At 60.3% G+C, this 6,182-nt stretch carries 4 protein-coding genes; all 4 read right to left on the bottom strand.

The window, feature by feature from the left end:
• The coding region (gene yicI / locus ACTO5E_RS09720) for an alpha-xylosidase (RefSeq protein ID WP_482303270.1) at positions 1-2,159 on the bottom strand (2,159 nt) is incomplete at its 3' end.
• 458 nt (positions 2,160-2,617) lie between these two features.
• A complete protein-coding gene (locus tag ACTO5E_RS09715) occupies positions 2,618-4,708 on the bottom strand; it encodes an AAA family ATPase (protein ID WP_482303269.1) in 2,091 nt (696 codons plus the stop codon).
• A 179-nt stretch (positions 4,709-4,887) separates the two neighbouring features.
• Positions 4,888-5,625 (bottom strand): type I 3-dehydroquinate dehydratase, encoded by a 738-nt coding sequence (gene aroD, locus ACTO5E_RS09710; protein WP_482303268.1) that lies wholly within the window; start codon positions 5,623-5,625, stop codon positions 4,888-4,890.
• An 87-nt stretch (positions 5,626-5,712) separates the two neighbouring features.
• Positions 5,713-5,961: a TfoX/Sxy family DNA transformation protein gene (locus ACTO5E_RS09705; protein ID WP_482303267.1), complete on the bottom strand. Its 249-nt coding sequence runs from the start codon at positions 5,959-5,961 to the stop codon at positions 5,713-5,715.
• Positions 5,962-6,182 lie beyond the last annotated feature (221 nt).

Genomic DNA, 6,182 nt, shown 5'->3' with positions numbered 1-6,182 from the left:
GTGACCTTGTCCCCTTTCTTCTCCGCGGCGGCGCTGAGGAACTTCTCCCCCTTCATGTCCACCACATCGCAGGCGGCCTTGCCGGTGAGCTCATACACATGCAGAGTCAGGCCCTTGGCATAGTCATACTCCACGTCTGTGCAGTCGGCGCCCACAGGGAGGATGGTGTTCTCCCGGACCATCAGCGGCAGGCTCATGAAGTCGTGGACCTCATGCAGCCACTTGCCGCCCTCCACCACCTGGTCGTTGAGGATGTTGGTCCACCGGCCCTCTGGCAGATAGTAGTCCACGTCTCCCTCTTTGGTGAAGACAGGGGCCACCAGCAGGCTCTCGCCCAGCAGATACTGCCGGTCCAAATCCGCGCAGGGGATGTCCTCGGGGAATTCCAGCATCATGGCCCGCATCATGGGAACGCCGGTCTGGTGGGCCTCCACGGCCTTGGTGTACAGATAGGGCATCAGGGCGCACTTCAGCTTGGTGAACTTGCGCACCACGTCCACCGACTCCTCGTCGAACAGCCAGGGCACCCGGTAGGAGTTGGACCCGTGGAGCCGGGAGTGGGTGGACAGCAGGCCGAACGCTGCCCAACGCTTGTACACATCGGCAGGAGCAGTGCCTTCAAAGCCGCTGATGTCGTGGCTCCAGAAGGCGAAGCCGGACAGGCACAGAGACAGGCCCGCCCGCAGGCTCTCGCTCATGGACAGGTAGTTGGAGGAGCAGTCGCCGCCCCAGTGCACCGGGAACTTCTGCCCGCCGGCAGTGGCGCTGCGGGCAAACAGGCAGGCCTCGTTGTGGCCCTTATACTCCTCCAGCAGCTCAAACACGCACTTATTATAAAGATAAGTATAGTAGTTGTGCATCAGCACCGGGTCGCTGCCGTCGTAGTAGACACAGTCCGTGGGAATGCGCTCGCCGAAGTCGGTCTTGAAGCAGTCCACACCCATGTCCAGCAGCTCCCGCAGCTTGTCCTGATACCACTTCCAGGCAGCCGGGTTGGTAAAGTCCACCAGGCCCATGCCGGCCTGCCACATGTCCCACTGCCACACATCCCCGTTGGGACGCTTGAGCAGATATCCATGCTCCATGCCCTCCTTGAACAGGGGGGACTTTTGGCCGATATAGGAGTTGATCCACACGCAGATCTTCAACCCCTTCTCCTTCAGCCGCTTGATCAGCCCCGGGGCGTCTTTGAACATTTTGGGGTCAAACTTGAAGTTGCACCACTCGTTCTCGGTCATCCAGTAGCAGTCGAAGTGGAACACATGCAGGGGGATATCCCGGTCCTTCATGCCGCCCACAAACTCGTTGACTGTCTCCTCATCATAGTTGGTGGTAAAGGAGGTGGACAGCCACAGGCCAAAGGTCCAGGCCGGAGGCAAAGCGGGCTTACCGGTGAGGCTGGTGTAGTTCTGCAGCACGGTTTTGGCATCCCCGCCGCCGATAACCATAAAGTCCAGCTCCTCGCCAGGCACAGAGAACTGAGCCCGGGTGACCACCTCGGAGCACAGCTCATAGCTCACCTCGCCGGTAGAGTTGACAAACACGCCGTAGCCCTTGTTGGTCAGGTAGAAGGGTATGTTCTTATAGGAGATCTCCGAGCAGGTGCCCCCGTCCTCCTGCCAGATATCCACCACCTGGCCGTTTTTCACAAAGGGGGTGAACCGCTCGCCCAGGCCGTAGATTTTCTCTCCAATGCCCAGGTCCAGCTGCGCCCGCATAAAGGGACCCTCCGGGGTGGTGATGTAGCTGAGCATACTGTGGCCAAACTTGTCGCCCACCTTGGTCAGGGGCTTGCCGTCATAATAATAGGTAAAGCTGGCAGGACTCTTGGTGATTCTCAGCTCTGTCTTCCCGCTCTTTACGGTGACGGTACCCTCGTCCTCGATAACGTCCAGAGGGCAGTCCTGAATGTCCAGCTCAAACTGAGGGACCTTTTTGGCGCTGCCCATAAAGTGCCAGGCCTGGGTGCGGATAATGTCCGGCCGGGGAGAGCTGATGTACATCTCCAGCACAGGACCGCCCATGCCCCGCACATCCTGAGCATAGGGCACGCTGTAGATGTAGAGCTTATTGCCCTCCACCCGGGTCTCCCGAATCTGTACGCAGTCGGCCACGGTGACGCCGGGCCTGTTGACCCAATAGCCTCTGGTAAACTTCATGTTGGTGCTCCTTTCTGTTGAGAAGGTTTATAGGAAATGACGAAATCTAACCTTTATTATAGCACACATCCCAGCAGAATGGAACACTCCGGCTGATACTATTCTTTTGTTTTTCTGATTCAATCCTATGATTTTCCCCGACCATCCGTCCCCGCAGACGCAAAAAATGCTGAATTCAGGCGGCGTCTGGCAGAAAGTCTGCTGTTGCTTTTTTAGCGGCATGTAGAAGGTGTTCCCTTTGCATTCTACATCGCAAACAAAAGCCCGCCTTACTCCCTCTGCTCTGCAAACCTTCCGCAGCCCCCACGACTATGCGCCGCCTAAGTTCAAGGCTGCCTCAACCGAGTCCACAAAGTGAAACCGCAGGCTCCGCCTTGAAAATCAGCCAGGGGCTGAGACTTAGCTTCAGCCAAGTCTCAGCCCCTGGGCCACAAATCATGTCAGCCTTTGGCCTGTGATCACCGTTCGCTCTCGCCTGGGCCCTTGGCTTCCTCAAACCCAAAGTCCTCAGGCAGCAACAGCTCTAAGTCCCGTTCTCCCTCTGCCGCCCGCATGTTCCGGCGGGCGCAGGCCAGCTCCGCCGCCTCTACCTTGTTCCGGGCCATGCGCCCGTTGCCGTTTACCCTGGCGTCGCCGGTGAGCTGCATGGCCTCATAATACCCCAACAGAGGCGCGTCGCAGGCCGGGTCAAGCCGGTAGCCCTTGCCAGCCACAATGCTCCTGGTAATGTCCAGCAGCTCCTCCGCCGTGTAGTCCGGAAACTCAATCAGGTTGGGGAACCGGGACCGCAGCCCCGAGTTGGCTGTCAAAAACTCCTCCATCTCCCGGCTGTACCCTGCCAGAATCACCACCAGCCGGTCCCGGTGGTCCTCCATGCCCTTCACCAGCGCGTCAATGGCTTCCAGCCCAAAGCTGTCGTCCCGGCCCCGGTACAACGAATAGGCCTCGTCAATGAACAGCACGCCCCCCAATGCCGACTGAATGGCCTTCTGGGTCAAGGGCGCGGTGTGGCCCACATACTGGCCCACCAGGTCGGCCCGGGTCACCTCCACCAGCTGCCCGCCGGTCAGGGCGCCAATGGCTTTCAGATACCGGGCTGTCAGCCGGGCCACTGTGGTCTTGCCTGTGCCCGGGTTGCCGGTGAAAAGCATATGCATAGAGGGGCTCTCCGCCTTGAGCCCCCGCTCCCGCCGGAGCTGCTGCATCTTGAAATTGTCCTCTAACGACAAAATGTAGTCCTTAACGCTGTCAAGCCCCACAATATGAGACATCTCTTCCTTTACCTGTTCCAGCTCCGCCTGTCCGGCCATACTCTCGGGTGACTGGGGCAGAATCTCTCCCGAGACATTCTCGGCCCGGTATTTTATGATGAATTTCCCCTCCGGCGCTAATAGCTCCGCTGTCAGCGGGGGACGCAGGGACCTGCGCAGCTTCTCCTCGCTCATGGCCCGGTAAAGAGCCTGGGCCTCTTGCTGAATAGCCGCTGCGCCCTGCTCCCGGTCGTAGGCCTCCGCCAGGGCTTTTGCCGCCTCAGAGCTCACGGTCAGCCGGAAGCCCAGCTGCTTCTCCGCCCGCAGGCACAGCTCCTTTCCCGCGGCCCCGGCAATGCGCGCCAGGCTGTCGGGGGTAAATTCCCCGGTAGAGAGCCGGTCCTCCAGCCCTCCCACGAAAACGCTGCCCAAGGCCCCCATCAGCCGGGCCTCGCTGTCCCCCAGCAAAAACAGATACCGGCCTCCCGCCGGCAGCCTGGACACCGCCCCCGGCGCCAGAGCCGTGCCCACTTCTATCAGCAGGCCCTTCTGCTCGGCATACCGCCCCGGCAGAGGCACGCTGCCTGTAGAAAACAAAGCCGTCACCATAGGCAGCACAGAGGGGTGGCAGTCCTCATACCGGGAGAACACCAGCGCCGAGGCCCCGGACTTCAACGCCGCATACAGGTCCTGCACAAACAGCTTTTCCGAGCCCGGGGCATGGTACGCCGCCAGGTCCAGTTCCATCACCTTTGGGGTCTTCAGCACCCCCTGCCGCCCCAGAGAGGCGGTGATGGCCTTTACCGCGCTGCGCCGGCCTGTGCCCGGCCGGCCCAGCAGAGCGGCCCGGCTCAGGGGCGCGTCGTCCGAGGAGCCCGCCACAAAGGGCCGCTTGAAGGTCAGAATCAGCCGGTTGACAAAGTCCTCCTGCCCCAGCACCTGGGCAAGCGTCTCCTGCCGGGCCACCTCAAAGGCCTGGTCCAGGTCCTGAGCGCTGCCCCCATTATTGGCAGGGCGGGCCTCGATGCCGTCGTTTTTCAGGTGAAGCTCCAGGTCCTCCATATCCGCCCGGGCCTCCTGGGTCATGCGCTCAATGCTTTTCTGCAAAGACTCCGCCATGTCCAGCTGGGCGGACTGCACAGACTCCAATGCCTTTTCCGCCTCTCTGGCCGCCGGGCTGAGAGGCCCCTCCGGGCTCCCTCCGCTGTCCCGGGGAGCGCTGTTTGCCCGGGGGCTTCTCATATTCAGCCTGCCGTCCCGAAACATGGAATTCAGGATGGAATCAATATCATTTTTCATAGGTGCTCTCCTTTTGCCAGACTCAGCGGTCACTATATCAAAAGACGGTCTCTCGACCCTGTCCGTTGACTATGGGAATGCTTGCGCAGCTTCTTTACTCGTATGTAATCTTCCCGTCCCTCAAATGTTAGGGGCACAGCAGACAAAAAAGCCTGTGGGCGCACAACGCAAAGGCGCGGTCAGGCCTCTCCCTCCAGGGCATCCAGAATGCGCCGCAGCTCTGCCGCCCCAATCTGTCCCGGCGCCGAGGGCCGCAGCCCTGCCGCAAAGCTCAGGCAGGAGCCGGTCAGCCCGCCGCTTACCCGGCTCAGCCGCCCCAGGGGGCCCATGCTCATAGTGACCACCGGCCCCAGCTGTTCCGCCGCCTGCCAGGTGACATGCAGCAGAGCCAGCACCTCCTGAGGGCAGCGGGGCATAACCGCCAGCTTGGGCAGGTCCGCTCCCAGGGCCTTCATCCGGGTCAGCAGGGCCAGCATGTCCTCCTGGCTGGGGGTGGCGGCAAAGTCGTGATGAGAGGCCACTGCCCCCATGCCCCAGGCGTGGGCTGCTTCTATCAGCCGCCGGGCCCGTTCCTCTCCCCAGACCAGCTCTACATCCACCATCGCCGGGGCCCCAGAGCCCACCAGCCTCAGCACAGCCTCCTCATAGGCCTCCGGGCTTCCTTCCCACTCCCCGCCCTGGCCTTTGGTGCGCAGAGTGGCCAGCACGGGACGGCCTGCCTGTTCCCTCAGCAGAGCAAGAGCCGGGGACCAGTCCCCGAGAAAATGATCGGCCCGCCACTCATAAAGGTCGGCAGGAAGGGCGGCAGCGGCTTTCAGCTCCTCCCCCAGCTCGGGGAGAGAGCCAGCGGTCAGGGGAACACAAATCCTCGTTCTGCCGCCGCCAAAGGCGATGTTGGCAATGGTGATGGGAGACACAGACAGACCTCCGTTCTATATTTGCAGTATCGTTTTTGCTGTATTGTTTCCATACGGCCTTCTGGCCGCAAAAGGGCGGGCCAGGGATTACAGCTGGTTGAAATATGCCCTTAGCTCCGCTTTACAGCTCTCCTCCAGCTGCTTGATCTCAACTCCACGAATAGCAGCCTCCAAATAGTAGAGAATGACAACGCAAGTGCCCGGGTATTTCTCTTTGAGCCGAAAAACCGCTTGTTTGCTTCCTATTTCAGCCAGCGCCTCAGCAGAATGGATGCCAACCGAGCGAAGCTTCTTCTCCATCGTCTTACCCAACCCCAACGAAGTAAGCTCCTCCATACTTTGCCTCCTCTGCTGTCATAAAATGATGTGGGCACTGCGGGGGCCGTACCCTTCTTATCGCTATTATTTTTAGTATACCCGCCCTGCCGGAAAAAGTCAATTCTTAGAACCAGCACTGCCAGAATTTGTGTCAGAATTTTTGAGCATCATTTTGACAAGGCGCAAAACCGCAGCCACGCAGACCATTCCTGTCTCTGCAATTCCGCAAGGTTCAGCAG

This window comes from Acutalibacter sp., assembly GCF_056800975.1.
Note: the sequence above shows the minus strand (reverse complement) of the source record. Positions and strands in the feature narration are given on the sequence as shown.

What these genes read in the sequence shown, in the direction of transcription:
- ACTO5E_RS09715 (WP_482303269.1), bottom strand. Translation starts at nt 4,708, where the DNA reads ATGAAAAATGATATTGATTCCATCCTGAATTCCATGTTTCGGGACGGC.
- ACTO5E_RS09705 (WP_482303267.1), bottom strand. Translation starts at nt 5,961, where the DNA reads ATGGAGGAGCTTACTTCGTTGGGGTTGGGTAAGACGATGGAGAAGAAG.